The organism is Tateyamaria pelophila (assembly GCF_019966495.1).
GTDB classification, from domain to species: Bacteria; Pseudomonadota; Alphaproteobacteria; order Rhodobacterales; family Rhodobacteraceae; genus Tateyamaria; species Tateyamaria pelophila.
The window spans coordinates 1-2,287 of record NZ_JAIMIA010000270.1 but is presented as its reverse complement, the minus strand read 5'-3'; the positions used below and the strand labels follow the sequence as shown (position 1 = coordinate 2,287).

The window sequence follows — 2,287 nt, the reverse complement described above, 5'->3', positions numbered from 1 at the left end:
GATACAGCCTTCGCGTTAGCGCAGAAATACGACCTGCTCTTCGGATTTGGCACTGACACTCAGGGCGACCCCGCGCTTGCCGCGCGTCAGGGGGCGCAGTTGGCAAAGCTCACCCGCTATTTCGAGCCGTGGGAAGTGCTGAAGATTGCGACCAGCCAGAATTACGAGATCTTAAAGCGTTCCGGGCCGCGCGATCCCTATCCCGGTGACAACGGTGTGGTTCGGGAAGGTGCCTATGCCGACCTGCTTCTGGTTGACGGCAATCCGCTTGAGAATATCGACTTGATCGCCGACCCGGACAAGAACTTCATCATTATCATGAAGGACGGCGTGATCTACAAGAATACCATCGAGTGACCTGTTGCTGCAGGTGTTTTACACAAGCGCCTGCAGCGATTTTTCGAGCACATCGACGGGTGGTGGGTCACAGGCGAAGCGACCGCGATCCTGATCACCGCAAGCGGGAACGCCAGACCACGACGACACACACTCGGGCAACGACATGGAAGGAATGCACGTAAATGCTTTGGAACCCCTCTATACCGATCTCGTTGGGCCTTTTGATTATGGCAAGTGCCGTCTGCGCTCAGGAAGCTACGCCGGTTCTCGCACAGATCGCCAACGCAGATCAGTTCGACGACCCGGAGGGGCAGGAGCAGGCACCGGCTGCACAAGGTGAAAAGTCCACAGCCGAGATTGCCAAGGAGTTGTCTAACCCGAACTCGCCTTTGGCCAGCCTTACATTCAAGCAGATCCATACCTCGTTTGACGGGAAACTGCCGGGTGCAAGCAAACAATCCAGCAATGTTTCATTATTCCAACCGGTTTTTCCCTTCCCGATCGGTGATACCGGCACCACCAACCTGTTCATACGTCCCGCCTTGGCGTACGTCTGGAAGCAACCTGTTTTTAATTCAGACACCGGTAAATTCAAAAACGAGAGCGGCTGGGCAGATATCGGTTATGATGTCGCTATCGGTAAGTCCTACGACAGCGGGTTCGTTGTCGTCGGCGGCGTGCAGGGTACAATTCCGACCAACACCGACGTGTCCGGTGGGCAATGGCGACTTGGGCCCGAGGCCATCGTCGCCAAGCTCGGTAGCAAAGGTTATTGGGCCGTGTTCCCCTCCCATCAATGGGATATTGGCGGTGACAATTACGACTACTCCAACAGTCAACTTGAACTCTTCGCAGGCGTTTACCTGCCGAATGCATGGACGGTATTCACCGATTCAAAATGGGAATACGACTGGGTGAATAATCAAGCGACGATACCGATCAACCTCTCGGCCAGCAAGGTAGTGAAGTTGGGAAAGCTTCCGGTCAAGTTTAAAGCGGGCGTTGATTACTACGCCAAGTCAAATAAGGATTTCGGGCAGGATTGGGGAATAACCTTCGAGATAACTCCGATTGTCCCGAACTTCATCTACGACGCGATTTCCCGCTGATGCGGAAATTTCAGGCGCGAAAGCGCGTCGGGCGGATCTAGTGCCGGGAGACCGATCTGTGCACCCATTGCGGATTGAACGGCTTGTCTACCGGTGGCCGGGCGCGGAGCGCAGTACACTGGGGATTGGCACGCTGTCTCTGGCGTCCGGCGAGAGCCTGTTCCTGTATGGACCGAGCGGCTGCGGAAAATCGACCCTGTTGTCCGCGATCGCGGGGGTCGTCGATGTGCCGAAGGGGGCCATACACGTAGCGGATCAGGATCTTGGCACCCTGCGCGGTGGCGCGCGGGACCGGTTCCGGGTGGATCACATCGGCATGATCTTTCAGGTGTTCAATCTCGTTCCCTGGCTCAGCGCGCTCGAGAACGTCCTTCTGCCCTGCACATTCTCGGAGCGCCGCCGCACCCGTGCGGGCGACGATCCTGCGGAAACGGCCCGCCGTCTGCTTGACGAATTGGGTTTGTCCGACCCGTCTCTGGCATTGAAGTCGGCCCATGAGCTCAGTGTCGGGCAACAGCAACGGGTCGCCGCCGCGCGCGCGCTGATCGGCAAGCCGGACCTGATCCTCGCGGATGAGCCAACCTCGGCGCTTGATGAGGCGGCCAAAGCGGCCTTTGTCGATCTGCTGGCGCGGGAATGCGCCCAAGCGGGCAGCGCGCTGCTCTTCGTCAGCCATGACCGCAGTCTTGAGGGTCATTTCGATCGTATCCTCGACTTCCGCGACCTGAACAGAGGGACCGAATGATGCTGGTTTTTAGTTTGCGCAGCCTGTGGAACCGCCGGTTCGTTGCCGGTTTGACGATGCTTGCGATTGGCCTGAGCGTCGCGCTAATCCTTGG

General features: G+C 57.8%; 2 protein-coding genes and 1 pseudogene. All 3 read left to right on the top strand.

All coding sequences use genetic code 11. The features are described 5' to 3' along the window. A pseudogene (locus LC354_RS27520) lies at positions 1-357 on the top strand (amidohydrolase family protein); the annotation flags it as partial. A 164-nt stretch (positions 358-521) separates the two neighbouring features. Then, positions 522-1,448 (top strand): hypothetical protein, encoded by a 927-nt coding sequence (locus tag LC354_RS27515; protein WP_223429113.1) that lies wholly within the window; start codon positions 522-524, stop codon positions 1,446-1,448. Positions 1,449-1,506: 58 nt separating this feature from the next. After that, positions 1,507-2,193, top strand: coding sequence for an ABC transporter ATP-binding protein (locus LC354_RS27510; RefSeq protein ID WP_223429112.1), 687 nt, complete (start codon positions 1,507-1,509; stop codon positions 2,191-2,193). Positions 2,194-2,287 lie beyond the last annotated feature (94 nt).